This is a genomic window from Streptomyces sp. NPDC048643, assembly GCF_040650615.1.
Classification (GTDB): Bacteria; Actinomycetota; Actinomycetes; order Streptomycetales; family Streptomycetaceae; genus Streptomyces.
Genome location: NZ_JBEZHO010000017.1, coordinates 59,523 through 85,474, shown reverse-complemented (window position 1 = coordinate 85,474; position 25,952 = coordinate 59,523). Strand labels below are relative to the sequence as shown.

At 71.8% G+C, this 25,952-nt stretch carries 24 protein-coding genes and 2 pseudogenes; 11 read left to right on the top strand and 15 right to left on the bottom strand.

What is annotated here, in order from left to right; all coding sequences use genetic code 11:
* Positions 1-21: 21 nt before the first annotated feature.
* Both AB0C62_RS19090 and AB0C62_RS19085 read right to left on the bottom strand, forming a co-directional pair.
* Positions 22-393: pseudogene (locus AB0C62_RS19090) on the bottom strand (hypothetical protein); the annotation flags it as partial.
* 669 nt (positions 394-1,062) lie between these two features.
* Positions 1,063-1,314, bottom strand: a pseudogene (locus tag AB0C62_RS19085) (hypothetical protein); the annotation flags it as partial.
* A gap of 245 nt (positions 1,315-1,559) precedes the next feature.
* Here AB0C62_RS19085 and gcl point away from each other — a divergent pair.
* Together gcl and AB0C62_RS19075 are read left to right on the top strand one after the other, a co-directional pair.
* Positions 1,560-3,344, top strand: a complete 1,785-nt coding sequence (gene gcl, locus AB0C62_RS19080; RefSeq protein WP_329185372.1) for a glyoxylate carboligase — start codon at positions 1,560-1,562, stop codon at positions 3,342-3,344.
* A gap of 96 nt (positions 3,345-3,440) precedes the next feature.
* Positions 3,441-4,352 (top strand): alpha/beta fold hydrolase, encoded by a 912-nt coding sequence (locus tag AB0C62_RS19075; RefSeq protein ID WP_362974579.1) that lies wholly within the window; start codon positions 3,441-3,443, stop codon positions 4,350-4,352.
* A 346-nt stretch (positions 4,353-4,698) separates the two neighbouring features.
* On the opposite strand, the gene AB0C62_RS19070 is transcribed toward AB0C62_RS19075, so the two are convergent.
* From AB0C62_RS19070 to AB0C62_RS19055, 4 genes are all read right to left on the bottom strand, one after another.
* A complete protein-coding gene (locus AB0C62_RS19070) occupies positions 4,699-4,959 on the bottom strand; it encodes a hypothetical protein (RefSeq protein ID WP_362974575.1) in 261 nt (86 codons plus the stop codon).
* Positions 4,960-5,413: 454 nt separating this feature from the next.
* The gene (locus tag AB0C62_RS19065; RefSeq protein ID WP_362974573.1) at positions 5,414-6,871 is read right to left on the bottom strand and encodes a catalase; all 1,458 of its coding nucleotides are present in this window, start codon (positions 6,869-6,871) and stop codon (positions 5,414-5,416) included.
* A gap of 228 nt (positions 6,872-7,099) precedes the next feature.
* Positions 7,100-7,996 carry a 2-hydroxy-3-oxopropionate reductase gene (locus tag AB0C62_RS19060; RefSeq protein WP_362974571.1) on the bottom strand — a complete coding sequence of 299 codons (897 nt, stop codon included), beginning with the start codon at positions 7,994-7,996 and terminating at the stop codon, positions 7,100-7,102.
* A gap of 44 nt (positions 7,997-8,040) precedes the next feature.
* The gene (locus AB0C62_RS19055) at positions 8,041-8,880 is read right to left on the bottom strand and encodes a TIM barrel protein (RefSeq protein ID WP_362974569.1); all 840 of its coding nucleotides are present in this window, start codon (positions 8,878-8,880) and stop codon (positions 8,041-8,043) included.
* Positions 8,881-9,110: 230 nt separating this feature from the next.
* Between AB0C62_RS19055 and AB0C62_RS19050 the strand changes: the two genes are divergently transcribed.
* The 7 genes from AB0C62_RS19050 (at position 9,111) to AB0C62_RS19020 (ending at position 14,982) form a co-directional block, all read left to right on the top strand.
* Positions 9,111-9,371, top strand: coding sequence for a hypothetical protein (locus tag AB0C62_RS19050; RefSeq protein ID WP_362974567.1), 261 nt, complete (start codon positions 9,111-9,113; stop codon positions 9,369-9,371).
* Positions 9,368-9,736: a helix-turn-helix domain-containing protein gene (locus AB0C62_RS19045; protein WP_362974565.1), complete on the top strand. Its 369-nt coding sequence runs from the start codon at positions 9,368-9,370 to the stop codon at positions 9,734-9,736. Before AB0C62_RS19050 ends, AB0C62_RS19045 begins: the two co-directional genes overlap by 4 nt.
* Before the next feature lie 174 nt (positions 9,737-9,910).
* Complete coding sequence (gene uraD, locus AB0C62_RS19040; protein WP_362974563.1) at positions 9,911-10,426, top strand: 2-oxo-4-hydroxy-4-carboxy-5-ureidoimidazoline decarboxylase; 516 nt, start codon at positions 9,911-9,913, stop codon at positions 10,424-10,426.
* Positions 10,423-10,824, top strand: coding sequence for a hydroxyisourate hydrolase (uraH, locus tag AB0C62_RS19035; protein WP_362974561.1), 402 nt, complete (start codon positions 10,423-10,425; stop codon positions 10,822-10,824). Before uraD ends, uraH begins: the two co-directional genes overlap by 4 nt.
* A gap of 5 nt (positions 10,825-10,829) precedes the next feature.
* Positions 10,830-11,753, top strand: coding sequence for a factor-independent urate hydroxylase (gene pucL / locus AB0C62_RS19030; RefSeq protein ID WP_362974559.1), 924 nt, complete (start codon positions 10,830-10,832; stop codon positions 11,751-11,753).
* 183 nt (positions 11,754-11,936) lie between these two features.
* Positions 11,937-13,313: an 8-oxoguanine deaminase gene (locus AB0C62_RS19025; protein WP_164370303.1), complete on the top strand. Its 1,377-nt coding sequence runs from the start codon at positions 11,937-11,939 to the stop codon at positions 13,311-13,313.
* A 319-nt stretch (positions 13,314-13,632) separates the two neighbouring features.
* The gene (locus AB0C62_RS19020) at positions 13,633-14,982 is read left to right on the top strand and encodes a nucleobase:cation symporter-2 family protein (RefSeq protein ID WP_266620300.1); all 1,350 of its coding nucleotides are present in this window, start codon (positions 13,633-13,635) and stop codon (positions 14,980-14,982) included.
* Between the two features lie 70 nt (positions 14,983-15,052).
* Here AB0C62_RS19020 and AB0C62_RS19015 read toward each other — a convergent pair whose 3' ends face one another.
* Both AB0C62_RS19015 and AB0C62_RS19010 read right to left on the bottom strand, forming a co-directional pair.
* Entirely contained in the window at positions 15,053-15,868 is an 816-nt protein-coding gene (locus AB0C62_RS19015; protein ID WP_362974557.1) for a chitosanase, read from the bottom strand.
* A 91-nt stretch (positions 15,869-15,959) separates the two neighbouring features.
* Positions 15,960-17,456, bottom strand: coding sequence for an MFS transporter (locus AB0C62_RS19010; RefSeq protein WP_362974555.1), 1,497 nt, complete (start codon positions 17,454-17,456; stop codon positions 15,960-15,962).
* Positions 17,457-17,574: 118 nt separating this feature from the next.
* Here AB0C62_RS19010 and AB0C62_RS19005 point away from each other — a divergent pair, with 118 nt between their 5' ends.
* Positions 17,575-17,976: a helix-turn-helix domain-containing protein gene (locus tag AB0C62_RS19005; protein WP_164370307.1), complete on the top strand. Its 402-nt coding sequence runs from the start codon at positions 17,575-17,577 to the stop codon at positions 17,974-17,976.
* 94 nt (positions 17,977-18,070) lie between these two features.
* Here the strand turns inward: AB0C62_RS19005 and AB0C62_RS19000 are convergent, their stop codons facing one another.
* The 4 genes from AB0C62_RS19000 to AB0C62_RS18985 form a co-directional block, all read right to left on the bottom strand.
* The gene (locus AB0C62_RS19000; RefSeq protein WP_362974553.1) at positions 18,071-18,493 is read right to left on the bottom strand and encodes an acyl-CoA thioesterase; all 423 of its coding nucleotides are present in this window, start codon (positions 18,491-18,493) and stop codon (positions 18,071-18,073) included.
* Positions 18,494-18,680: 187 nt separating this feature from the next.
* Positions 18,681-19,331, bottom strand: coding sequence for a hypothetical protein (locus AB0C62_RS18995; protein WP_362974551.1), 651 nt, complete (start codon positions 19,329-19,331; stop codon positions 18,681-18,683).
* A gap of 51 nt (positions 19,332-19,382) precedes the next feature.
* Positions 19,383-20,033, bottom strand: coding sequence for a histidine phosphatase family protein (locus AB0C62_RS18990; protein ID WP_362974549.1), 651 nt, complete (start codon positions 20,031-20,033; stop codon positions 19,383-19,385).
* A 115-nt stretch (positions 20,034-20,148) separates the two neighbouring features.
* Positions 20,149-21,357 carry a pyridoxal phosphate-dependent aminotransferase gene (locus AB0C62_RS18985; protein WP_362974547.1) on the bottom strand — a complete coding sequence of 403 codons (1,209 nt, stop codon included), beginning with the start codon at positions 21,355-21,357 and terminating at the stop codon, positions 20,149-20,151.
* Positions 21,358-21,441: 84 nt separating this feature from the next.
* On the opposite strand from AB0C62_RS18985, the gene AB0C62_RS18980 reads away from it, so the two are divergent.
* On the top strand, positions 21,442-22,080 hold the full coding sequence (locus AB0C62_RS18980; RefSeq protein ID WP_362974545.1) for a winged helix-turn-helix transcriptional regulator: 639 nt from the start codon (positions 21,442-21,444) through the stop codon (positions 22,078-22,080).
* 121 nt (positions 22,081-22,201) lie between these two features.
* Here the strand turns inward: AB0C62_RS18980 and AB0C62_RS18975 are convergent, their stop codons facing one another.
* Genes AB0C62_RS18975 through AB0C62_RS18965 form a run of 3 tightly spaced genes read right to left on the bottom strand, consistent with a single transcriptional unit; the run spans position 22,202 to position 25,893 of the window.
* Entirely contained in the window at positions 22,202-23,050 is an 849-nt protein-coding gene (locus AB0C62_RS18975) for a hypothetical protein (RefSeq protein WP_362974543.1), read from the bottom strand.
* Positions 23,050-24,312 carry a VWA domain-containing protein gene (locus AB0C62_RS18970; RefSeq protein ID WP_362974541.1) on the bottom strand — a complete coding sequence of 421 codons (1,263 nt, stop codon included), beginning with the start codon at positions 24,310-24,312 and terminating at the stop codon, positions 23,050-23,052. Before AB0C62_RS18970 ends, AB0C62_RS18975 begins: the two co-directional genes overlap by 1 nt.
* Before the next feature lie 54 nt (positions 24,313-24,366).
* On the bottom strand, positions 24,367-25,893 hold the full coding sequence (locus tag AB0C62_RS18965) for an IucA/IucC family protein (protein WP_362974539.1): 1,527 nt from the start codon (positions 25,891-25,893) through the stop codon (positions 24,367-24,369).
* Between the last annotated feature and the right edge of the window lie 59 nt (positions 25,894-25,952).

Sequence of the window (25,952 nt, the reverse complement as noted above, 5' to 3'; positions counted from 1 at the left end):
GCGTACAGGCCCTGCCGGTGGTCAGCCCGCGACGGCGATGAGGTCGTCGGCCGGGCTGTTCACCGGTTGCGGGGTGCCCGTGAGGTCCAGGACGAACAGGGGTACGCCGAGGGAGTCGGCCCGCGCGAGGGCGTCCTCGGCGTAGCCCGCGAGGGAGAAGTACACACAGGCCGCCGACTCCGTCATCGCCGTCAGCCACAGGCACTCCACGTCCCGCAACGAGGCGGGGCGCACGGTGGGGTCGACCTGCGCCAGGATGCCGCGCGCTGCGAGCCCGATCCCCGAGGGCGGCCGCTGGTCGGCGCGCCGGACGTCGGGATAGCCCAGCCAGCGCAGATACAGCGCGGCGGCGGTGACCGCGTCCCGCGCGGTCCGGATGGTCACCGGCTGGAACGGGGCCCGCCTCCCGGCATCGCCGTCCCGCGTCCCGACGGCCGCGGCGGCACGGTCCCGCTCCTCGTCCGGACCGACACCCACCGCGGTGCCGGTGCCGCTGCTCGCGCCCGCGTCCCGGCCCGCGCCGGAATCGGCGACCGTCGGCCCGCCCGCCCCTGCGTCCCGGCCCGTCCCCGGCCCGGTGTCCGCTGTCGGCCCGGTGCCCCGGCTCTCGCCCGGGGTGCCCGGCGTGGTGCCGAAGCGGGCGTCCAGGCTCCGGTCCGGGGCACCCGCTGACGCTTCGTCACCGGCGTCCCGGCGCTCGTCCCGGCCCGTCTCCGCCGCCGGGCCGGTCGCCTCGGCGGGGGTCCTGTCCCGGTTCCCGGCTCCGCGATGTGCTGTGCCGTCGACGGCCGGCGCTCCGCGGCGACCGCCGTCCAGGGGCCGCTCCTCACCGGGGCCGGGCGGCGGTGTGGCCTCGCCGGCGCGGTCGGGGGCCCCGAGCCCCTCGGCCCCCGCGTCCGCGAGGTGGCCCGGGCCTGGAGGCCGACGGCTGTCGCCCTCGACCGGCAGGTCGCCCCGGAGGCCGTGCTCCGCGTCCGCGTGTTCTCCCACGCCGCCGTCGGCACGTCGAGCGTGCGGGGGGCGGTCCGTGCCCCGAGCGGGCGGGAGTGTCCCGGCCGTCCGGACGGGGATCCGCAGCATCGTTCCGCAGTCGCAGCCCAGTTCAGGGTGCGGCCACTGGGTCTCGCGGGCGCAGGCCCCGCAGCGCACGGTGGCCCACTCGTCGTCCCACGCGCGCACGGTCACGACGGTCGGTTCCACGAGGGCGTCGAGCGAGGGCGCCACGGGCACGCCGCACACACAGGGATAGGACTGCGCCGCGTAGCGGTGTTCGCGGCGGCAGGCCGGACACCGCACCGGCACGCTCTCGGCCATGGCCCACTCCAGGACGTCACGTCGGGTCAGCGTGCCCATCGTCCTCCAGCCGGGTGGCCTTCGGCAGCGAAACGGCCCGACGCCCCGCGATGGGACCCGCGGGGCGTCCCGCCCTTGACGCTCCCTCCTCCTCCGCCTACATTGCTTCCAGATAGTAGAAGTTAGTTTCCGCAATACGGAATCTAAAGCTCTCCGCGGGGCGCGACGGGAGCGGGAGAATCCGACATCCGAAGCAGGAGAACTCCATGGCTCGTATGACCGCTGCCCGCGCGGCAGTCGAGATCCTCAAGCGCGAGGGCGTCAGCAACGCGTTCGGCGTCCCGGGTGCGGCGATCAACCCCTTCTACGCGGCGCTCAAGGCGTCCGGCGGCATCAACCACACCCTCGCCCGGCACGTCGAGGGCGCCTCCCACATGGCGGAGGGCTACACGCGTACGCACCCCGGCAACATCGGTGTCTGCATCGGGACCTCGGGTCCGGCGGGCACCGACATGATCACCGGCCTGTACTCCGCGACCGGCGACTCGATCCCGATCCTGTGCATCACCGGCCAGGCGCCGACCGCGGTGATCCACAAGGAGGACTTCCAGGCCGTCGACATCGCGTCGATCGCCAAGCCCGTCACGAAGATGGCCGTCACCGTGCTGGAGGCCGCGCAGGTCCCCGGCGTCTTCCAGCAGGCGTTCCACCTCATGCGCTCCGGGCGCCCCGGGCCGGTTCTCATCGACCTGCCCATCGACGTCCAGCTCACCGAGATCGAGTTCGACCCCGACACGTACGAACCGCTCCAGGCGTACAAGCCGGCCGCGACCCGTGCCCAGATCGAGAAGGCGATCGGGCTGCTGAACGCGTCCGAGCGTCCCCTGATCGTGGCCGGCGGCGGTGTCATCAACGCCGACGCCACCGAACTCCTTGTGGAGTTCGCCGAGTTGACCGGCACCCCGGTCGTCCCGACGCTCATGGGCTGGGGCATCCTGCCCGACGACCACGAGCTGAACGCCGGCATGGTGGGCCTGCAGACCTCGCACCGCTACGGCAACGCGACGTTCCTGGAGTCCGACTTCGTCCTCGGCATCGGCAACCGCTGGGCCAACCGCCACACCGGCAAGCTGGACGTCTACACCGCGGGCCGTACCTTCGTGCACGTCGACATCGAGCCCACCCAGATCGGCAAGATCTTCGCCCCGGAGTTCGGCATCGCCTCCGACGCGAAGGCCGCCCTGGAGCTCTTCGTCGAGGTGGCACGGGAGTTGAAGGCGGCCGGCAAGCTGCCCGACCGCTCCGCCTGGGCCGCCTCCGCGCAGGAGAAGCGGGCCACCCTCCAGCGCCGCACGCACTTCGACGACATCCCGATCAAGCCGCAGCGCGTCTACGAGGAGATGAACAAGGCCTTCGGACCGGAGACCCGGTACGTCTCCACCATCGGCCTCTCGCAGATCGCCGGCGCCCAGATGCTGCACGTCTACCGGCCGCGCCACTGGATCAACTGCGGCCAGGCGGGCCCGCTCGGCTGGACGATCCCGGCCGCCCTCGGTGTCGCCAAGGCCGACCCGGACGCGCAGGTCGTCGCCCTCTCCGGCGACTACGACTTCCAGTTCATGATCGAGGAACTGGCCGTCGGCGCCCAGCACCGGATCCCCTACGTCCACGTCCTCGTGAACAACGCCTACCTGGGGCTGATCCGGCAGGCGCAGATCGGACTGGACATCAACTTCCAGGTCAACCTGGAGTTTGAGAACATCAACTCCCCCGAGCTGGGCGTCTACGGCGTCGACCACGTGAAGGTCGTCGAGGGCCTCGGCTGCAAGGCGATCCGGGTCACCGACCCGAGCGAACTCGGCGCCGCCTTCGAGCAGGCCAAGAAGCTCGCCGCCGAGTTCCAGGTGCCCGTCGTCGTCGAGGCGATCCTGGAGCGCGTCACCAACATCGCCATGAGCAAGACCAACGACATCAGCGCCGTCGTGGAGTTCGAGGAGGTCGCGACCGAGCCGGGCCACACGCCCACCTCGATCCGCACCCTCAAGGTCTGACGCGGAACACGCGAACAACGGGGCGGCCCATCCCGGGGGGATGGGCCGCCCCCGCGCGTTGTTCCCAGGAGCGGACCGTTCCGGCATCCTCGGCTCATGCGGATGACCGTCCCCACCCCCCTCGGCGACATCGCCGTACGCTGCCTCGCGGAGCCCGTCGGCCCCACCCGGCCCGGACGGGTCCCCGGCCGGGCCGAGGCGCCCGCGCTGCTCCTGCTGCACGCCAACCCCGGCGACGGGCGCGACTTCGACGCCGTGCTGCCCGCCCTCGCCGACCGGCACCGCACCTATGTCGTGGACTGGCCCGGCTACGGCGGCTCGACCGCGCGCGACCCCGAACGGGTCACCCCCGAGGGGCTGGTGGCCGTAGCGGAACGGGTGATCGACGTGCTGGCCGCACGACACGGCGTGCGTCGGATCGCCGTCCTCGGCAACAGCGTCGGCGGCTACGTCGCCTGCCGTCTCGCCCAGGGTCCGCGCGCCGCGGCGGTCACCGCGCTCGTCCTGGTGGACCCCGCGGGCTTCACCCGGCACACCGCGCTCACCCGGTGGTTCTGCCGCGAGGTGATGGGCCGTCCCGTCCGCGCCCGCCGACTGGTGGTCCCCCTGGCCCGCGCCTACCTCGGCCGCCTCGGCACGCCCAGCGCGCGGGAGACGTACGCCCGCACCCGTCAACTCCCCTACGAGGAGCGGAGGCTGGCCGTGCACTGCGCCATCTGGCGCGCTCTCGCCGACCCGGACTTCGCCCTCGCCGACCCGGCCGGCCTCGACCTGCCGATCCTGCTGCTGTGGGGGAGCCGTGACCCTGTCGTCCCCGCGCTCCTCGACGGCCGCCGTGCCCGGCGCGCGCTCCCCGCGCGGGTGTCGAGCGTGCTGCTGCCGACCGGCCACGAACCGTACAACGAACGCCCGGGGCTCTTCCTGCGGCACGTCCTGCCGTTCCTGGACGATCCGGGAGCCGTCGCCCCGAGCCGCGTCCGAAGCCCCAGCCGCCCCCGCGGCGGGTGAGGTCCCGGCGGGGGCCGGGTGCGGCGAAGCCGGAGAGGCCCGCACGCGACAGCGCGACGGTCGAAGGCCCTGTGGCCTCGCCGCCGCGCTGTCGTTCCGGTGCTTCCCCCGTACCCCCGTGCGGGACCCGCCGCCCCCGTGCCGGCGGGCCCCGTGTGCCGAGAATGTGCCTCATCCGGCGGGAGTTGAAGCCCCCGAGGCGGTGTTCAGAGCTAGATTTGAGGGTTCCGTAGGCCCGCTACGCCCGCTGGTGTACGTCCGGGGTCCGTTTGCCGCCCGTTTCGGTGCCCGGGTGCTTCCGGTACCTCCCGCCCGCCACGCCGGGCGCTCCCGCGATCGGCGGGACTCACCGTCCGGGGACTCCGTCCTCCGGGTACTCGGACAGTCCGGGCCAGTCGTCCGGACCGCCGCCCAGCCACTCGATGATGTCGGTCTTCTCGACCTCGATCGCGTCGAGGTCGACGTCCGCCTGGCGCAGGATCTCGACCACGTCGTCCAGGTGGTACGCGATGCCGAGCAACCGGTCGCCCGCGGTGACCCGCCGTGATCCGTCCAGGCCGGGCGGGTGCACCACCGTCCGGGGAAAGTCCATGCCGTCAGCCTCCATGCTCCCAGGCTGCTGTGCCCGGCCGCATTCCGCACCCGGAGGTCGCGGTGCGGACCGGGTCCGCCGGGCCCTCGACGCGAACGGCCGGGCGCCGGGTACGGGACCGTCCGTACCCGGCGCCCGGCCGGTGAGCTGTGGAGTTGTTGCCGTCCGACGGCGCGAGGCTGGGCGCGACAGGACATTCGCGCCGCCGGACGGAGCAGGGGGCCCGTACGGGCCGGTTGGTACGGGTGGGGCTGGGACCGCGGCGGATGCGACGGAACCGTGACGCCCCTTCCCTCAGGTCGAGAAGGGGGTCGCGGGACCTTGACCACCGCACTGGCTCGTATGCCGCCGCGGTCCTGGCCTCGCCCGCGGATGGTCCTGCGGCCACCCCTCATCCGGGCCGCATGGTTTCCGCGGGCTACGCGCACCGCCCTGACCTCCCGTCAGAGGCGGTGCGCGAGCTGGTGGTTCAGTCCTCGCGCAGGGCGCGGACCGCCTCCTCCACGCGCTTGCCGTACTCCGGGTCGGCGGCGTGGAAGTGGGCGAGGTTCTTCTCGATGACGTCGTCCAGGGAGACCTGGGCGAGGCCGCCGGCGATGTTCGCCACCAGCCGGGAGCGCTCGTCGGCCGACATCAGCCGGTAGAGCTCGCCCGCCTGGAAGAAGTGGTCGTCCTTGGTGTGCAGCGGGGCCTCGTGGGTGCCCGTGTGGCCGTTCACGGCGAGCGGTGCGGCCAGCGGGCGGCCGGTCTCGACGGGGCCGTCGTAGGAGTTCGGCTCGTAGTTCCTCGCGGCGCGGCCCTGGGCGTTGGACGCCATGAGACCGTCACGGCCGTAGTTGTGCGCGGTCGTGGCCTTCGGCGCGTTCACGGCGAGCTGGGTGTGGTTGACGCCCAGGCGGTAGCGGTGCGCGTCCGCGTAGGCGAACAGCCGGCCCTGGAGCATCTTGTCGGGGGAGGGGCCGATGCCCGGGACGAAGTTGTTCGGGGAGAACGCGGCCTGCTCGACCTCGGCGAAGACGTTGTCGGGGTTGCGGTCCAGGACCAGCCGGCCCACGCGCTGGAGCGGGTAGTCCTTGTGCGGCCACACCTTGGTGAGGTCGAACGGGTTGAAGCGGTAGTCCGCCGCCTCGGCGGCCGGCATGAGCTGCACGTGCAGCGTCCAGGACGGGTTCACGCCCCGCTCGATGGCCTGGAGCAGGTCCGTCTGGTGGGAGTTCGGGTCCTTGCCCGCGAGCTCCTGCCCCTGCTCGCTGGAGAGGCTGCGGACACCCTGGTTCGTCTTGAAGTGGTACTTGACGAAGAAGGCCTCGCCCTCGGCGTTCGTCCACTGGTAGGTGTGCGAGCCGTAGCCGTTCATGTGGCGGTACGAGGCCGGGATGCCGCGGTCGCCCATCAGCCAGGTCACCTGGTGCGTGGCCTCGGGGGCGTGCGCCCAGAAGTCCCAGACGTTGTCCGGCTCCTGCTTGCCCGTGAACGGGTCGCGCTTCTGGGAGTGGATGAAGTCGGGGAACTTGATGGGGTCCTTGATGAAGAAGACCGGGGTGTTGTTGCCGACGAGGTCGTAGTTGCCCTCCTCGGTGTAGAACTTCAGCGCGAAGCCGCGGGGGTCGCGGACCGCGTCGGCGCCGCCGAGGTTGTCGGCGACGGTCGAGAAGCGGAGGAAGACCTCGGTGCGCTTGCCCACGGTGTCCAGGAAGTCGGCGTGCGTGTAGCCGGTGACGTCGTCGGTGACCTCGAAGTAGCCGTACGCGCCGGAGCCGCGGGCGTGCACCACGCGCTCCGGGATGCGCTCACGGTTGAAGCGGGCGAGCTTCTCCAGGAGGTGCTGGTCCTGGAGGAGGAGCGGGCCACCGACGCCGGCGGTGGCGGAGTTCTGGTTGTCGGCGACTGGGGCGCCGGACTCGGTCGTGAGCACGCGCTTCGACATCGTGGACCTTCCGTACGTGTGGGCAGCGGGGTCAGCGGAAACCTTCTTCCGCTATGTGGACCACTTCCGCTTCGTGGAGCCTAGGTTCGGGGCGAACGAGACGTCAACAGTTTGTTGAAGAGGATCCGGGCCGCGGTGGCGCCTGGGCGCGACAGGACAGGTGTCAGCGCCACCGCGGCCCGGAGGTTCGAGGGGCCCGGGCGGTACCGGGCCGGCTCTTCGCCTGGTTCAGAGCTGCGCGCCGGAGAGGCTCTCGACCGTGCGCAGCAGCGCGGAGTGGTCCAGGCCGCCGTCGCCCTGCGCGCGCAGGCTGGCGACGAGCTGGGCGACCACGGCACCGACGGGCAGCGCGGCACCGACGTTGCGGGCGGCGTCCGTGACGATGCCCATGTCCTTGTGGTGCAGGTCGATCCGGAAGCCCGGCTTGAAGTCGCGGTTCAGGAAGTTGTCCTTCTTGCGCGCCAGCACGGTGGAGCCCGCGAGGCCGCCGCCGAGGACGTCGAGCGCGGCCTTCAGGTCGACGCCGGACTTCTCCAGGAAGACCACGGCCTCGGCGCACGCCTGGATGTTCACGGCGACGATCAGCTGGTTGGCGGCCTTCACGGTCTGGCCCGAGCCGTGCGGACCGCACAGCACGATGGTCTTGCCGAGTGCCTCGAAGATCGGCTCCGCCGTGTCGAAGTCGCCCTGCTCGCCGCCGACCATGATGGACAGGACGGCCTCGATCGCGCCGGCCTCACCGCCGGACACCGGGGCGTCCAGGACGCGGATGCCCTTGTCCTTCGCCGCCTTCGCGAGGTCCACCGAGGTCTGCGGGGTGATCGAGGACATGTCGATCAGCAGCGCGCCGGACCGCGCGTTCTCCAGAATGCCGTCGGGGCCGTACGCGATGGCCTCGACCTGCGGGGAGGCGGGCACCATCGTGATCACGACGTCGGCGTCCCGGACGGCCTCGGCGATCGATCCCGCGGCGCTGCCGCCCGCGGCGGACAGGCGCTCCAGCTTGTCCTTCTCCAGCGTGAAGCCGGTGACGTCGTACCCGGCCTTGATCAGGTTCTCCGCCATGGGCGAGCCCATGATGCCGAGACCGATCCACGCGACCTTGGGCAGATTCGTGTTGCTCATGAGGGTGCCTCTCTGGAATCTCTGCTACGTCTTCGGGGTGCCGCTCAGCGGGCGGCTCGGGCGGCGGCGGGCAGCCAGTCGAAGGCCTCCGCGCTCGGCCGGTCGCCCGGCTTGTACTCCAGGCCGACGAAGCCCTCGTAACCGGCCTTGGCGAGCTGGTCGAGGAGCTCCTCCAGCGGGAGCGTGCCGGTGCCCGGGGCACCGCGGCCGGGGTTGTCGGCGATCTGCACGTGACCGGTCCGGTCGGCGTACGCGGCGATCACCTGCTGCAGGTCCTCGCCGTTCATGGACAGGTGGTAGAGGTCCATGAGGAACCTGGCGTTGCCGAGGCCGGTCGCCTCGTTCACCCGGTCGACGACGGCGATGCCGGCCGGGGCGCTCACCAGCGGGTAGCGCGGCGACTCCGGCTGGTTGAGCGTCTCGATCAGCAGGACGGCGCCGATCCGGTCCGCGGCGCGGGCCGCGAGAACCAGGTTCTCCAGGGCCAGCGCGTCCTGTTCGGCCGGGTCCACGCCGTCGACGCGGTTGCCGTACAGCGCGTTGAGCGCCGTGCAGCCGAGCGAGCGGGCGAAGTCGGCGGCCACGTCGATGTTGGCGCGGAAGCGCTCCGACTCCTCGCCGGGGAGCGACAGGGCGCCCCGGTCCGGTCCCGGCAGCTGCCCGGCGTAGAAGTTCAGCCCCGTGAGCCGGACGCCCGCGTCCTCGATCGCCTTCTTCAGGGCGTCGAGCTCGGACCGCTCGGGGGTGGGGGAGTCGACCCAGGGCCACCACAGCTCGACCGCGGTGAAGCCCGCCGCGGCGGCGGCCGCGGGGCGCTCCAGGAGCGGGAGTTCCGTGAAGAGGATCGACAGGTTGACGTTGAAGCGCTGGTCTGCGAATCCCATGGGGGTCGGCGCTCCCTTCCGTACTGGCGGCCGTGCTGTCGGCCGGGCCGGCTGTTTCGGCAGCGACTCCGCATGCGCGGATTCCGTGGATTCCGTATTGCGGAAGTTCGTTTCTGCTTAATGGAAGATTGCCGTCGTGTGTCGGAGCTTGTCAAGGGGGTGCCACCGGAAAGCCGCCTCCGTCCGGAGGGGACTGCCGGGGCGGCGGCGTCGCGCAGTAGGTTGAGCCCGTGCGATTGAGAGTGGAGTTCACGACCGAGCCCTTCGATCTCGACGAGGCGCCCCGGCACGCGCTGGTCGCCCGGGAGGTCATCGAGGCGGCCGACCTGGAGGCCGTGGATGTCGGCCCGTTCGGCAACACCGCGGAAGGCGGCGCGGACTCCGTGCTGACCGCGGTCGACGCGCTGCTGCGCAGAACCCTGGGGGCGGGCGCCACCCGGGTCTCCCTCCAGGTCAACGTCGTGGGTGCCGTCGGGGAGGGCGATAAGTGACCGGAATCGGGGACGACTCCTTCGTCGCGGCGGTCAAGCCGCTGGTCGACGCGATGGGGGGCGAGATGCTGCCGCCCGAGCAGGCCGGCGCCGACGACGTCGTGCTGTCCTGGGAGGGTGCCGACGTCGTCGCCGTGCGCCTGCCCCAGCTCGCCGACTCGCTCGACCACATCCTCGCCGCCCTGGAGCGCAAGCAGGGCAAGCCGCTCGCGGACCTCGACCGCAGGGCCAAGCAGGAGGTCGTCCGCATCCTGGAGGCGCGCGGCGCCTTCTCCGTGCGGCACGGCGTGGAGACCGTGGCCGGTGCCCTCGGCGTCAGCCGCTTCACCGTCTACAACTATCTGAACCGCGAGAAAGGCGCCTGACCAGCGACAACGCCCTTGATGGCGGCGGACTTCGGCCCGCCGTCGGTCACCGCCGTCCGGACCGTCCGGGCGGCGGTTTTTGTTACCCGAAGTTTTCAACAAAGTGTTGACGTGGTGTTTCCGAGAGCGTTAGCTATCCGCAGCCCGTCCAGCACAAGGCCACGGAGGCTTCCCGTGACGTCGAGTACGACACCTGGCGGCCTCGCCCGGTTCAACGCACTGGCGGAGCACGCGGCCCTCGCCGCGCTCCACGAGGCATGCGCCTCCCGGGCGTGGGCCGAGCGGCTCCTCGCCGCCCGCCCGTACGCCACCGCCGACGACCTGTACACCGCGAGCGACGCCGCCATGGCCGAGCTGACCGACGCGGACCTGGCCGAGGCGATGGCCGGGCACCCGCCCATCGGGCGGCCGAAGCCCGGTGACCCCACCTCCTCCCGGGAGCAGCGCGGCATGGCCGGCGCCTCCGAGGAACTCAAGGAGGAGATGCTCGAACTGAACCTGGCCTACCAGGAGAAGTTCGGCCACGTCTTCCTGATCTGCGCCACCGGCCGGACCGGCGAGCAGATGCGCGACGCGGTCAAGGAGCGGATCGGCAACTCCTCCGAGCAGGAGCGCGAGATCGTCCGCGTCGAACTGGGGAAGATCAACCGCATCCGGCTCCGCAATCTCGTACAGGAAGAAGAGGCATGAGCACCGACACCACCGCCTCCGTGTCCACCCACATCCTGGACACCAGCGTCGGCCGCCCCGCCGGGGGCGTCGCCGTCCAACTCGCCGCCCGCGCCGGGCGCGAGGCCGACTGGCGGGCGCTCGGCGGTTCCGCCACCGACGCGGACGGCCGGTGCAAGGACCTTCCGGCCCTGCCGGAGGGCACGACCCACGTACGGCTCGACTTCGCGGTCGAGGCGTACTTCGAGTCGGATTCAGCGACACAGCAAGCCGATGCGCAGCAGGACGCCCCCGCGAATCGGGACAGCGAGACGTTCTTCCCCGAGGTGGCCATCACCTTCGCCGTCAGGCCGGGCGAGCACTACCACGTACCGCTGCTGCTCAACCCGTTCGGCTACTCCGTTTACCGAGGGAGCTAGCAGACATGCCCACGATTCTGGGACAGAACCAGTACGGCAAGGCCGAGAACCGCGTCGTCAAGATCACCCGCGACGGCGACACGCACCACATCAAGGACCTGAACGTGTCCGTCGCGCTCAGCGGCGACATGTCGGAGGTCCACCTCTCGGGCTCCAACGCGAACGTCCTGCCGACGGACACCACCAAGAACACGGTGTACGCCTTCGCCAAGGAGTACGGCATCGAGTCCGCCGAGCAGTTCGGCATCCACCTGGCGCGGCACTTCGTGACCAGCCAGGAGCCGATCAAGCAGGCGCGCATCCGCATCGAGGAGTACTCGTGGGAGCGGATCGCGACCTCGGACGCCAACTCCCGCTTCATCGGCGCCGACGAGGTCAAGCACTCCTTCGTCCGCAAGGGCCAGGAGACCCGGGTCACCCAGATCACCTTCGACGGTGAGAACTGGGAGGTCATCTCGGGCCTGAAGGACCTCGTCGTGATGAACTCGACCAACTCCGAGTTCTGGGGCTACGTCAAGGACAAGTACACGACGCTCCAGGAGGCCTACGACCGCATCCTGGCCACCCAGGTCTCCAGCCGCTGGCGCTTCAACTGGACCGGCGACGACCAGAAGATGCCCAACTGGGAGAAGTCCTACGACCAGGTCAGGAAGCACATGCTCCAGGCCTTCGCGGAGACCTACTCGCTCTCGCTCCAGCAGACCCTGTACCAGATGGGCTCGCGGATCATCAACAACCGCAGCGAGATCGACGAGGTCCGCTTCTCCCTGCCGAACAAGCACCACTTCCTGGTGGACCTGAAGCCGTTCGGCCTCGAGAACGACAACGAGGTCTACTTCGCGGCCGACCGTCCGTACGGGCTGATCGAGGCCACCATCCTGCGCGACGGCTGCGAGCCGCACATCCCGGTGGACCTCACCAACCTGTAGTACTGCACGGGCGGTCCGCACGGACCGCCCCCCGCGGTACTGCCGCTACAGCCCCGACGCGTGCGCCGGCGTCAAGTCCCAGGGGAGAGCGGGGGCATCTGCGCAACAACAGCACCACGGACCCGGTCGTCACCCCGCTCGGCCCCCGGGTCCGTCCACCAATGGGAAGAACGAGGAACCGTCGTGGCAGTCCAGCGCATCGTCATCGAGAACTGCGCCATCGCGACCGTGGACGCGGGTGACACCGAGTACGCCTCGGGTCACATCGTCGTCGCCGACAACAGGATCGAGTCGGTGGGTGCCGGAAAGGCCCCCGAGAACCTGGAGAACGTGGTCCGCCGCATCGACGGCACCGGGCACCTGGCCACCCCCGGCCTGGTCAACACCCACCACCACTTCTACCAGTGGATCACCCGCGGCCTCGCCACGGACCACAACCTCTTCAACTGGCTCGTCGCGCTGTACCCGACCTGGGCGCGCATCGACGAGCAGATGGCCTACTCGGCCGCTCAGGGCTCCCTCGCCATGATGGCCCGCGGCGGAGTCACCACGGCCATGGACCACCACTACGTCTTCCCGAAGGGCTCCGGCGACCTGTCCGGCGCCATCATCCGGGCCGCCCGCGAGACCGGCGTCCGCTTCACCCTCGCCCGCGGCTCCATGGACCGCAGCGAGAAGGACGGCGGACTGCCGCCGGACTTCGCCGTCGAGACCCTCGACGGGGCGCTCGCCGCCACCGAGGCGACGGTCGACGAGCACCACGACGCCTCCTTCGACGCCATGACCCAGGTCGCCGTCGCGCCCTGCTCCCCCTTCTCCGTCTCCACCGAACTCATGAAGCAGGGTGCCGAGCTGGCCCGCCGCAAGGGCGTCCGGCTCCACACGCACGGCTCGGAGACCGTCGAGGAGGAGCAGTTCTGCAAGGAACTGTTCGGGATGGGCCCGACCGACTACTTCGAGTCGACCGGCTGGCTCGGCGAGGACGTGTGGATGGCGCACTGCGTCCACATGAACGACTCCGACATCGCCGCCTTCGCCCGTACGAAGACGGGCGTCGCCCACTGCCCGTCCTCCAACGCCCGGCTCGCCGCCGGTATCGCCCGGGTTCCCGACATGCTCGCCGCCGGCGTCCCGGTCGGCCTCGGCGTCGACGGCACCGCCTCGAACGAGTCCGGCGAACTCCACACCGAGCTGCGCAACGCGCTGCTCATCAACCGTCTCGGCGCCCACCGCGAGGCCGCCCTGAACGCCCGTCAGGCGTTGCGCCTCGGCACTTTCGGCGGCGCCCAGGTCCTCGGCCGCGCGAGCCAGATCGGCTCCCTGGAGGCGGGCAAGCTCGCCGACCTCGTGCTGTGGAATCTGGACACCCTGGCGCACGCGTCGATCGCCGACCCGGTGACGGCGCTCGTCTTCGGCGCGGCAGCGCCCGTCTCCCTCTCGCTCGTCAACGGAAAGCCGGTCGTCGAGGACAGCCGGCTCCTCAACGTCGACGAGGACGCCATCGCCCGCTCCACGCGGGCGGAGGCGCAGCGCCTCGCGCGGATCGCCGCGCAGGCCTGACCACCAGATCTCCGGCCGAGGGGGACGGCCCTCGGCCGGTAGCCGTGGACCCGAGCGGGGTCCATGGCGGCCGTATCCGGGGCGTGCATGGACGTGCGCGCCCCGGAACGGTCTCCGCCGCGTGGACACCGCGTCCGCGCGACGGTCATCGTCCCGGTCCCGCACGACCGCGCATCACCTCCCTGACACCCACGTCGACGGCGACGTGTACCCGACCGGAGGAGCCGCCGTGGCCGCCCAGCCCGAGCCCAGCACCGATGCACGACCAACTGGAGCAACTGGAGCAACTGGCCAGTCGAAGCACCCGGTTGACGAGAAACTGCCCGCCCTGAAGATGGCGACGAGCGGCCTGCAGCACGTGGCCGCCATGTACGCCGGAGTCGTCGCGCCGCCCCTGATCGTGGGCGCCGCCGTCGGTCTCTCCGCCACCGAACTCACCTTCCTCACCGGCGCCTGCCTGTTCACCGCGGGCCTCGCCACGTTCCTCCAGACGCTCGGCTTCTGGAAGATCGGAGCCCGGCTGCCGTTCGTCAACGGCGTCACGTTCGCCGGCGTCGCCCCGATGACCGCGGTCGTCGCCGCCGCCAAGGACAAGAGCGACGCCCTGCCGATCATCTACGGCGCGGTCATCGTCGCCGGTGTCCTCGGCTTCCTGGCGGCCCCCTTCTTCAGCAAGGCCGTCCGCTTCTTCCCGCCCGTCGTCACCGGCAGCGTCATCACGCTCATCGGCGTCTCCCTGCTGCCGGTCGCCTTCGGCTGGGCCCAGGGGCCCGATCCCGCCGCCCACGACTACGGTTCGCAGACCTACCTCGGCCTCGCGGCGGTGACCCTCGTCATCGTCCTGCTGCTGCGCCGCTTCACCCGCGGCTTCGTCAAACAGATCGCGGTCCTGCTCGGCCTGATCGTGGGCACGCTCGTCGCGATCCCGTTCGGCGTCACGGACTTCGGCCCGGTGGCCGACGCGGACGTCGTCGGCTTCCCGACGCCGTTCCACTTCGGTGCCCCGCAGTTCCACCTCGCCGCGATCCTCTCGCTGTGCGTGGTGATGGTCGTCTCGATGACCGAGTCGACCGCGGACATGCTGGCGCTCGGCGAGATAGTCGAGCGGCCGGCCGACGAGAAGACCATCGCGGCCGGACTGCGCGCGGACACCCTCGGCTCCGCGCTGAGCCCGCTCTTCAACGGCTTCATGTGCAGCGCCTTCGCGCAGAACATCGGCCTGGTGGCGATGACCCGGATCCGCAGCCGGTACGTCGTCGCCACCGGAGGCGGCTTCCTGGTGCTCATGGGGCTGTGCCCGATGGCGGCGTCCCTGATAGCCGTGGTGCCGCGTCCGGTGCTCGGCGGCGCGGGGGTCGTCCTCTTCGGCTCGGTGGCGGCCAGCGGCATCCAGACCCTGGTCAGGGCCGGCCTGGAGAAGGACAACAACGTGCTGATCGTGGCCGTCTCCCTCGCGGTCGGCATCATCCCGATCACGGCGCCCGGGTTCTACCACGCGTTCCCGGAGACCGCGCGGATCGTCCTCGACTCCGGCATCTCGACGGGCTGCGTCGCGGCCGTGGTCCTCAACCTGGTCTTCAACCACCTCGGCAGGGGCCGTGAGGACGCCGGCGAGGTCACCCACCCCATGGAGGCGGGCGAGGACCTCAAGGCGGTACCCGCCCACTGACCGAAGGGCGGCGGCACACGGAGGGCGCGGCACGAGAACGTGCCGCGCCCTCCGCCGTTCCCCGGCCGGATCAGCCGATGTGGTAGCTGTCGCCGTAGACCTTCCAGTCCAGCGGCGTGTTCAGGTTCAGGTTCTTGTTGCGGACGAAGACCCGCTGCTCGGTGTCCACCCGGCTGGTGTCGGAGTGGGCCTCCTCCTGCTTCATGGCCCATACCCGCGCGTCGAGGAAGGCGTTCAGCCACGTCACCTCGTCGCCGCCCTGGGCCGGGGGCTTGGCCTTCGCGAGCGCGCGCTTGCGGATGCTGCTGAAGCTGGTGCTGTCGCCGCCGTCGCCGTGCATGACGATGGCGTCGTAGTACGTGAACTGGCCGAGCGCGCCGATGCCGTCGGTCTTGCCCTGCTTCACGGCGGGGTTGAAGTAGACCCGGTCGCGCTCGTCGTTCTGGGCCTGCTGGAACGCGGTGTCCTGGGCGGCCTTGCGCCAGTCGGCCGGGAAGCCGGGGTCCAGTCCCTCGTGGGAGTCGCTGCCGTCGACCTCGCGCAGCGCGGGCAGGTACTTGGCCAGGACGTTGCCGGGCTTGCGCTGGGTGTACAGCTCGACGAGGTCGAGCATGTCGTGGGTTCCGGAGCAGAAGCCGATGATTCCGGCGGTGTAGCCGCGGCCGTCGCCGATGTCCTCGATGTACTTGTACTGCGCCTTCCAGTCCAGCGAGGAGTTCTCCGCGCTGGAGACCAGCTTCATGGCGATCTCCTTCTTCGCCGGGTCGTCCAGGCCGACGGGCGCGGCGGTCGCGCTCTGGGTGGTGAGGAGGGGGACGGCCACGAGCGACGCGCCGAGCAGACCGAGCAGGGCGCGACGCGACGTGCCTATGTGGGGGGTGTTCACGGTGCCTCCGGTAGGGGAGTGATGGTGCCGCGTATTGTTAGGAAGGTTTCCTACCAGAGATTCGGAATGCCGTACACCCGTTCGGCGAGGCCTAGTTGAACGCCTCGCGGACCTCACGCGTCCCGGATTCCGCTTCCGCGGCGGGAGTTGAGGCCTTCCGGCGGGGACGCAGCAGCACGGCGGCCGAGGTCAGCGCGGTGGCCGCGATCACGGCGGCGACACCGAAGGCCAGCCGGTACCCGTCCGCCGTCGCCGCCACGACGTGCTCGCCCGCATCGGTCAGTTTCTCGGTGCGGCTCGCCGCCAGCGTCGTCAGGACGGCCAGCCCGAGCGAACCACCCACCACCTGGGTGGTGTTGAAGAGCCCCGAGGCGAGCCCCGCGTCCTCCGGGCGGGCGCCCGACATCGCGAGCCCCGTCACGGCGGGCATCGCCGCCGCGAACCCCGCCGAGAGCAGGAGGAGGGCCGGCAGTACGTCGACGGCGTAGGACCCGTCGACCGGCGCCCGGCCGAGCAGGGCGAGACCCGCCGTGATCAGAGTGAGTCCGGCGAGCAGGACCCGGTACGGCCCGAAGCGGGCGACCGTGCGCGCCGACAGGGTCAGCATCAGCACACCGATCGCGACCGGCGCCGGAAGGAACGCCGCGCCGGTCAGCAACTCGCTGTAACCAAGCACCCGTTGGAGATACAGCGCGCCGATGTACTGGAAACCGTACATTCCGGCGATCATCAGGATCTGCACCGCGTTGGCGCTCGTCAGGGTCCGGGAGCGGAACAGCCGCAGGCGCAGCAGGGGTCGGGCGGCCCGGGCCTGGCGGAGGGTGAAGCCGGCGAAGAGGGCGAGCGCGAGGGAGCCGAGGGCGAGCGTGCCGCCGAGGCCGCGGTCGCCGGCGCCCACGATCGTGTACACCGTCAGCATCAGCGCGCCCGTGACGAGGGCCGCGCCGGGGTGGTCGGCGCCCCGTCCGACACCGTCCCCCTGTTCCGGCCGGTCCGGTGCGAGGATCCGCAGCGCGGCGACCCAGGCCAGCACACCGATCGGCAGGTTGATCAGGAAGATCCAGTGCCAGCCGAGCGCCTGCGTCAGCGCGCCGCCGAGAAACGTGCCGAGCGCTCCGCCCGCCGCGCCGACCGCGCTGAACACCGCGATGGCGCGCCCCTGTTCACGGTGGCCGGGGAAGAGTGACACCAGCATGCCGAGGACGACCGCCGAGGTCATCGCCCCGCCGCCCCCTTGGAGGGCGCGGGCCGCGATCAGCACGGCGGGGCCGGTCGCGACCCCGCACAGGACGGACGCCGCGGTGAACACGGCGAGCCCGGCGGTGAACATCCGCCGGCGGCCCACCAGGTCGCCGAGTCGCCCGGCGAGCAGCAGCAGCCCGCCGAACGGGATCAGGTAGGCGTTCACGACCCAGGCCAGTCCGGCGGCCGAGAAGCCCAGGTCCTCCTGGATCGCGGGCATGGCGACGGTGACGATGTTCCCGTCCAGGACGGTCATCAGCGTTCCCGCGCAGAGCACCACGAGCGAGGCCCCGGGCGAGTACGTTCGTGGTGTCGGGGGGCTCGCGGGCCCGGTCCGGGACGACATGACGACCTCCGTGTTCTCCACGGACGGTGACCGGTCCGTGGACGCTCTCCCTTGGTGCACGACTTGTAACGGGGTACATCGTGAGTGACCATGGGAGGCGGCATAAGGAGGCACCCGGATGTCCCAGGGGAACACCGGTGTTACGTCCCAGGCAGTGCTCGCGCAGGCGTGCCCGGTCCGCGAGGTTCTTGACAGGGTCGCCGGAAAATGGAGCGTGCTGATCATCGTGGCCGCGGCGCACGGACCGATCCGCTTCACCGCACTGGAGCGCAGCATCGAGGGGATCAGCCGGCGCATGCTGACCCTCACCCTGCGTCACCTGGAGCGCGACGGACTCGTCACGCGCACCGTCCACCCGACGGTGCCACCGAAGGTCGAGTACGAACTCACCCCGGTGGCGCGCGAGTTGCATGCGACGCTGCTCTCCCTGACCGACTGGGCCGAGCGGCACCGCGTCACCATCGCCGAGTCCCGCGCGGCCTACGACGCCGAGCACCGGCCGGAGCTGCTGGACACGTAGGGCGCCTGCCGTCCGGACCCGGCCCGTGCGGGCGACGGACCCCGGGAGGCGGGTGCGCTTCCGCGCGGCGGGGCCCCGAGGGCTCTTCGACCGCCTACAGGCCCAGCGGGCCCGGGTCGGTGGCGAGTGCCTTGAAGGCGTCGCGCGGGCCGGAGACCAGCCGGCGCTCCGCGAGGTCCATCAGCCCGCCGACGGCCGTGATCTCCGCCGCGACCGTGCCGTCCGTCTTGTGGATGGTCTGCTCGATGCGGAAGCTCTTGCCCTCGCCCCACAGGAAGACGCACGTCACCTCGACCTCGTCGCCGGCCCGCAGCTCCCGCCGGTAGCGGATGGTCGTCTCCAGGGCGACCGGGCCGACCCCGGCGGCCGCCAGGACCGCCTGGCTGATCCCGGCCGCCTGGAGCACCGACCAGCGGGCGTGTTCGGCGTACTGGAGGTACACGGCCTGGTTGAGATGGCCCTGCACATCGGTCTCGTACCCGCGCACGGTCACGGGTACGGAAAACGGTTCTGCCACGACGTTCCCTTCGACGACGGTGATGCGACGGCCCGGCGGCCGCGCTGCCGGTGTCGGCCGCCGGGCCGCGCGGCCGGTGCCGAGACCCTCGCACGGCGGAGCGGGGCCGCAGCTCCGGAAAGCGCCAACTCCCTTGTACATCACACCCGTCCGGCTGCGCGACGCGGCCCCGCCGGGTCGCGGCACGTCAGGCCCTGCGGGGCGAGGCCAGGACGTAGCGGGCGCCGGTGCGCGGCTCGGTGTGTTCGCCCGTCTGCCAGCCGGCTCCCTCCAGGGTGGCCGCACAGGCGCGCAGCGCCGCGGAGTCCGGCTCGTGGACGGCGACCGCCTCCGGCTGGGGGGTCGCCCGCACCCGGTACCCGCCGCCCTCCGCCACGGCCGGACGGTGGCCGGCCGCCTCCAGGGCGAGCGCGGCGGCCTGCACCAGATGCGTACGCTCCCAGGCGCACGGGCGGTCGGTGGCGCCGTCCGCGCGGGTCATGCGGCGCAGCTCCAGCAGGCCCTGCCAGGCGCTGTGCACCTCCCGCAGCCGGGCCGGTCCCGCCTCGGCCCCTTCTTCACCGCCGATCCGAGCGGAGAAGACCCCGGAGGGCGCCCCCACGGGCGGCTCCGCGACCCCCGCCGGCGCGGAGGGCGAGGGCACGGAGTCCCGCGGCGCCTCGCGCACCCGGTGCCCGGCCGGCGTGAGGAAGTGGTCGCGCGGGGGACGCGGATGGCGGAACGCGAGCCCCCGCTTCACCAGCGCGGCGAGCTGCGTCTCGGTTCCCCTCAGCCGCCCGGTCACGGGATCGGCGGCCTCGATCAGGCGCAGCTGCGCGGCGGTCGGCGGTCGTGTCACGGCGCGCTCCCTCCACCCGGTGGTGCCACGGCGCTCCGCCTCCGCCGCAGGTCACTGCTGCTCGGGCAGCTCCCCGGCGGGGGTGAGCGGACCATGGGAACAGTACGCGTCGGGTCTGACATTCCAGCCGGCCACCACATGCCGCCGGTGCTCGGTGCTCAGCCGGCTCATCGTCCCGGTGCCGAGCTGGAACAGTGCGCCGGACTGCGCGTCCAACCCGAGGCGCCGCGCGGTCAGCACCCGCAGGAAGTGACCGTGCGAGACGACGACCACGCTGCCCTCCGACTCGGCGAGCGACGCGTCGATCCTGGCCAGCATCCGCTCGGCGCGCGCACCGACCTCCTCGGGGCTCTCCCCGGGATGCTCCGCCGGGCCGGCCGCGACACCGTCCGTGAACAGGAACCAGTCGGGCCGCTCGCGGTGGATCTCGACGGTCGTGATCCCCTCGTACCCGCCGTAGTCCCACTCGGAGAGGTCGGCGTCCACACGGGCACCGCCGATCCCGGCCAGCTGGGCCGTCTCCCGGGCCCGCCGCATCGGGCTCACGAACGCCGCCGCGATGTGGTGCCGGGCGATCAGCGGCGCGAGCCGCCGCGCCTGCTCCCGGCCGTTGTCGGTCAGTGGGACATCGGTCGACCCCGTGTGCCGTCCGGACAACGACCACTCGGTCTCGCCGTGCCGTACGAGGAGCAGGTCACCCATCGCCGCACCCTTTCCGTCCCTGCGTCAGATGCTGTCCCCCGTACGGTGACACCGACCGGGCGGGAACGCAGCACCGGCTCCTCCGGTCGGCCCTACCGGGGCCGCCGGGCCGGCTCTACTGCCGGTACCCGCTGAGGAACCGTCCGATCCTGCTGATCGCCGCGTCCAGGTCGTCGGCGTGCGGGAGGGTGAGGATGCGGAAGTGGTCGGGGCGCGGCCAGTTGAAGCCGGTGCCCTGGACGACCTGGATCTTCTCGCGCAGCAACAGGTCGAGGACGAACCTCTCGTCGTCGTGGATCGGGTGCACCGCCGGGTCGATGCGCGGGAACGCGTACAGGGCGCCCTTGGGCTTGACGCACGAGACGCCCGGGATCTCGTTGAGCTTCTCCCACGCGCGGTCGCGCTGCTCGCGCAGCCGTCCGCCGGGCCCGGTCAGTTCGTGGATCGACTGCCGGCCGCCGAGCGCGGCCTGGATGGCGTACTGCGCCGGGGCGTTGGCGCACAGCCGCATGGAGGCCAGCATCGTCAGCCCCTCCAGATAGCTGCGGGCGTGCTGCTTGGGGCCGGTGACGACCAGCCAGCCGGACCGGAAACCGGCGACGCGGTAGGTCTTCGACAGACCGCAGAAGGTGAGGACGACCAGGTCGGGGGCGAGGGCGGCGGCCGAGTGGTGCACCTCGTCGTCGTACAGGATCTGGTCGTAGATCTCGTCCGCGAACACCATCAGGCCGTGCCGCCGGGCGAGGTCGAGGATGCCCTCGACGATCTCCTTCGGATAGACCGCGCCCGTCGGGTTGTTGGGGTTGATGATGACGACCGCGCGGGTCCGGTCGGTGATCTTCGACGCCATGTCGTCCAGGTCCGGGTACCAGTCGGCCTGTTCGTCGCAGAGGTAGTGCACCGCCTTGCCGCCGGCGAGGGTGGTGACGGCCGTCCAGAGCGGGAAGTCGGGTGCGGGGACGAGGACTTCGTCGCCGTCCTCGACGAGGGCCTGGACCGCCATGGAGACCAGCTCGGACACGCCGTTGCCGAGGAAGACGTCGTCCACGTCGACGGCGAGGCCCCGCTCCTGGTAGCGCTGGGCGACCGCGCGGCGGGCGGACAGGACGCCTCGGGAGTCGGTGTAGCCGTGCGCCTGCGGCAGCATCCGGATCATGTCCTGGAGGATCTCCTCCGGCGCCTCGAATCCGAAGAGTGCCGGGTTGCCGGTGTTCAGGCGCAGCACGCTGTGGCCCGCCGCCTCCAGTGCGTCGGCCTGCTCGATGACCGGACCGCGGATCTCGTAACAGACCTCGCTGAGCTTGCTCGACTGCCGGAACTCCATGCGCTGCGCCCTCCGGTTGTGGTGTTGCTTGGTTTTACCAAGTGGGAGCTTGGAAAGTCCAACAAGATAGCTAGACTGCGTCGCATGTCACCGCGCCGAAGCTACGACCAGTACTGTTCCGCCGCCCGTGCCCTCGACGCCGTCGGGGACCGGTGGACCCTCCTGATCGTCCGCGAACTGCTCGGCGGCCCGCGCCGCTACACCGACCTGCACGCCGATCTGCCGGGCGTCAGCACCGACGTCCTGGCCTCCCGGCTCAAGGACATGGAGCGCGACGGCCTGACCACCCGCCGCCGTCTGCCCCCGCCGGGCGCGGCCTACGTCTACGAACTGACCGGACGTGGCGAGGAGTTGCTGCCGGTCCTCCAGGCCCTCGGGGAGTGGGGCGCGCCCGCGCTCGACGAGCGGCGCCCCACCGACGCCGTACGGGCGCACTGGTTCGCGCTGCCGCTGCTGAGAGGGCTGCGGGCGCTGGAGGTGGGGGAGGGCCTGCTCGAAGTCCGCCTGGACGAGGGGCGGTTCCATGTGCGCCTCGGCGACGAGGACGCGCCGCCCTACGGCGACGGCGAGGCGCCCGGGGAGCCGGACGCCCGGCTGACCCTGGACGCGCGGACGTGCGAGGCGGTGAGCCGCGGCGAGGCCACGCTGGCCGACCTGCTGCGGGAGGGCCGGGTCGAGGTGACGGGCGAGGGGTCCCTGGCCAAGGAACTGCGCGCCGCGTGAGCACCGTCGGCCTTCTCGCGGGGTGATCCCGGGCCGGGTCGGCCGGACGGGCGCGGGCTACGGAAAGGCCCGCCGCATCCCCGGGACGGGGGTGCGGCGGGCCGTGGGCGGAGCGTTCCGGTCAGGCGCCCGGCGGCACCCGGCGCGGGCGGCCCCGGCCGCGCGTCAGCGCATGGCCGCCGATCCCCGCGAGGGCCGCGAGGACACCGGCGATCCCCGTCCACACCCAGCGGTCGGACCACCAGCCGGACGTCCAGCCGTCGTCCGGTTCGAGCGAGGACAGCGCGGCCGAGGCCGAACCGGACTCCTCGTCGGAGTCCGCCTTCTCGGACGTCGTCGCGACGCCCGGGACGAGCGGCTTGGCGAGCGAACCGTCCACCGCGGCCGAACCGCCGATGTCCTTGGAGTCCACCCGCACCTCGGCGCTCACCGGCTGCCCGAGGTCACCCGCGCCGAGCCCGACGGCGGTGAGCCGGATGTAGTACGTGCCCGGCAACGGGTCGTCGGCCCACGGCTCCGACCAGGCGCGGACGGTGCGCAGGGTGCAGGCCAGCTCCACCGAGGCGGCGTCCGCCACCGCGGTCCGGGTCTGCGCCCCGTACTGGCAGGCCTGGCGTCGCCGCAGACCGTCGTACACGTCGATCTGCCAGGTCTGCGAGGCGGAGGGCCTGGAGGCCTCGGGCAGTTTCACCGTCGCCTTCACGGTGGGCCGCTGTCCGGCGTCCGCGGGGAACTGCCAGTACAGGTAGTCACCCGTGGAGCCGTTGGCGGTCGCCTGGGCGCCCTGCTCGATCTCGGTCGCCGTACGGAACGACGTACCGGCCTCGGTGGGCGTGGCGTCGTCACCGGACGGGCTCGCCGACGGGGAGGCCTCCGCGGCGGCGGGGGAGGCGGCGGCACCGAGCAGGGCGGGCGCCGCGGCGACCCCCAGCAGAAGTACGGCCGTGTTCAACACACGTCTGAAACGCATCAGTTGGTCCTCCAGACCGCGAACCGCCAGCGGGAGATCCAGCCCCACAGGACACCGGCGAGGAAGCCGGCGATCACCAGGGCGCCGAGCAGCCACCAGCCGCGTCCGAGGCCGAACGAGGCCACGTCCGCGGCCTGGTCGGGACCGTCGACGACGTCGACGGTCAGTTCCAGCGGCAGTCCGGGCGTGGTCTTCACGCCCGCCGCCGCGGAGAAGGAGTTGGAGACCTGGAGACACACGACCTCGGCGGGCGCGTCCTCGTCGTCGCTCTCGGCCTTCGGGTAGCGCAGACCGGTCGACACCACGTCGGTGCGGCCGTGTCCGGCCGCCTCGCCGCGCACGATCTCCCGGCCGTGCAGGGTGACCGCCCGCAGCAGCACCCCGTGGTCAGGGTTGACCTGCCGGTCGGCGGCGATGCTCACCGAGGCGCGCAGCTCCTTGCCGGGTTCGAGCTCCACGCGGTACCAGCGCTGCTGCGTGAACTCCTCACGGTCGGTGTAGAGGCCCGACTTGACGACGGGGGCGCCGGTGCACACGGAGGCACCCTCGACGGCCACCGGCTTCACCACCGGATCGGCGGCCCGGTCGACCAACTGGTTGACCCGGTCGCTGAGTTGCTCTTTGTGCTCGACCGAGGTGTAGGTGCCGCCGGTCGCCTCGGCGATACAGCTGAGCTGCTTGCGCATCTTGACGTTCGGGACCAGGCCGAGGGTGTCGATGGTGAGGTCGATGCCCTTGGCGGCGATCTCCCGCGCCACCTCGCAGGGGTCGAGAGGCTGGCAGGTGTCCTCGCCGTCGCTGATCAGCACGATCCGCCGGGTGCCCTCACCGCCCTGAAGGTCGTCGGCCGCCTTCAGGAGGGCGGGGCCTATCGGGGTCCAGCCGGTCGGGTTGAGGGTCGCCACGGCGGTCTTGGCCTCGGTGCGGTCCAGTGTCCCCACCGGGTACAGCTGGGCCGTGTCCTTGCAGCCCGTCTTGCGGTCGTCCCCGGGGTAGTTGGCCCCGAGCGTGCGGATGCCGAGCTGCACCTCCTCCGGCGTCGCGTCGAGCACCTCGTTGAACGCCTGCTTCGCCGCGGACATCCGCGACTCGCCGTCGATGTCCCGGGCGCGCATCGAACCGCTGACGTCCAGCAGGAGTTCGACCTTGGGCGCGGCCGCCGTGGTTTCGTCGGCGACCGCTCCGGCCGGGAACGCGATCCCCGCGGTCAGGGCGGCGAGCAGGGCGCAGACGCCCGCCGCCAGCCGTTGTCTTGTGATCATCGGCGGATCCTATTGATCAAAGGTGCCGCGCTTCAAAACGAGAGGCGTCGCGTCTCACGACGGGACGGGTCCGCCGAGCGGTTGAGGCAGCAGAGTCCACTGGTCACCGGGGGTGCCGGGGGAGAGCCGCATCAAAGTGAGGGCCTTGGTGGGAAGTGGCTCACTCAGCAGCGCGGGCAGGTCCGTCGTGCGCGGAAGGTCCGGTGCGACCGTTTCCAGCGCGTCGCGGAGCGCGGCCGTAGATCCCGCCGTCGCGCCGAGCGCGCCGCCCACGAGCGAGCCGAAGAGCTTGCGGCGCAGGGCGGTCTCGTCGTCCGTGACGATACGGCCCGACAGGCCGGGGACCGGGACACCGTGGCGGGCCAACCGGGCCGGACCGACCCGGATGTCGGCCAGGTCGCGGTAGACGAGCCGCACCGGGTCGCCCGCGCCGTCCAGCACCACCAGCAGGTTCTGGCCGTGTGCCTCCAGCGCCACGCCCAGCTCCAGCAGTCGCAGCCCCACGTCGAGGACGAGCCGGGTGAACTCGGCCAGCCACGCGGGCTTCTCGGGCAGCCGGGTCAACGGCAGCGCGGCCACCGGGACGCAGCTCTCGCCCTCACCGGCGTACTCGTCGGGGGACTCCCGCACCACCGCCGCGAGATCGGCGACCCCGGCGGAGGCCGCGCCGACCGTGCGGGTGACGTGCAGCGGCGCGTCCAGCCGGGCCGTCAGTCCCTCCATGAACGCCGAGACCGTGTCCGCCGTCCGGACCGAGTACACCGAGATGTCCCGCACCGACGAGGTCAGCCGGGCGCTCAACGCCGTCTTCACATGTGGTCCGCCGGGCACGGCGAGGGTGCGCAGGGACATCAACGGACGGGCGGGGAAGCCCTCCTGGACCTCGGCGCCCAGCACGTGCGTGGTCTGCCAGGGATGCACGGGGATCAGCACCCGCTCCCCGTCCCGCAGCCACTTCGGCCACTCGCCCGTCACGAGGGCGTCGTCCGCCGCCACCAGACCCAGCTCCACCGACGGCCGGTGCTCCGGCGCGTAGGCGAACTGCTCGGCCACCGAGAACCCGGGCCGGGAGCGGCAGTTGGGGTGGTACGGATGCCCGTCCACGATCCGCTGCTCCCACTCCCAGCTCGCCGCGTCCGGTCCCGGGACGCCGGGCGCCCGGTCGGCCCGCGACAGCGCCAAGGAGGCGACGCTGTTGCCGAGTTCGGCCGAGAAGGAAGCCCCGTGCGGGACACCGAGCGCGTCCACGAGGCGCTCCGGTCGCTCGTACGGCCTCCCGTCGAGCCACACTTCGGTGACGTACTCGTCCGTCGCGTACGGGTCCGGACGCGGCCCGTGCAACCGGCGGCCGTCCCGCAGACGCACCGTCAGGCCGCCGCCGCCGCCGTGACGGTCACCGTCGTCGGACCGGTCGGCGATCCACGGCAGCGGCTCGTAGGCCAGCGCGCGCCACAGCCGGGTCAGCACGGCCGCCCGGGCGCCGGGCAGCGCGGCCGCGTACGGCGCCGACAGGTCGGGGCGCACATCGCTCAGTTCCTCGGCGAACGCGGCCTCGGTGTCGGGCGTGGAGGGACGGGGCACGGGCGGGCTCCTTGGGTACGGGACTGCGTCGCGGTCGTCCGCCGGGGCAGACATACTGA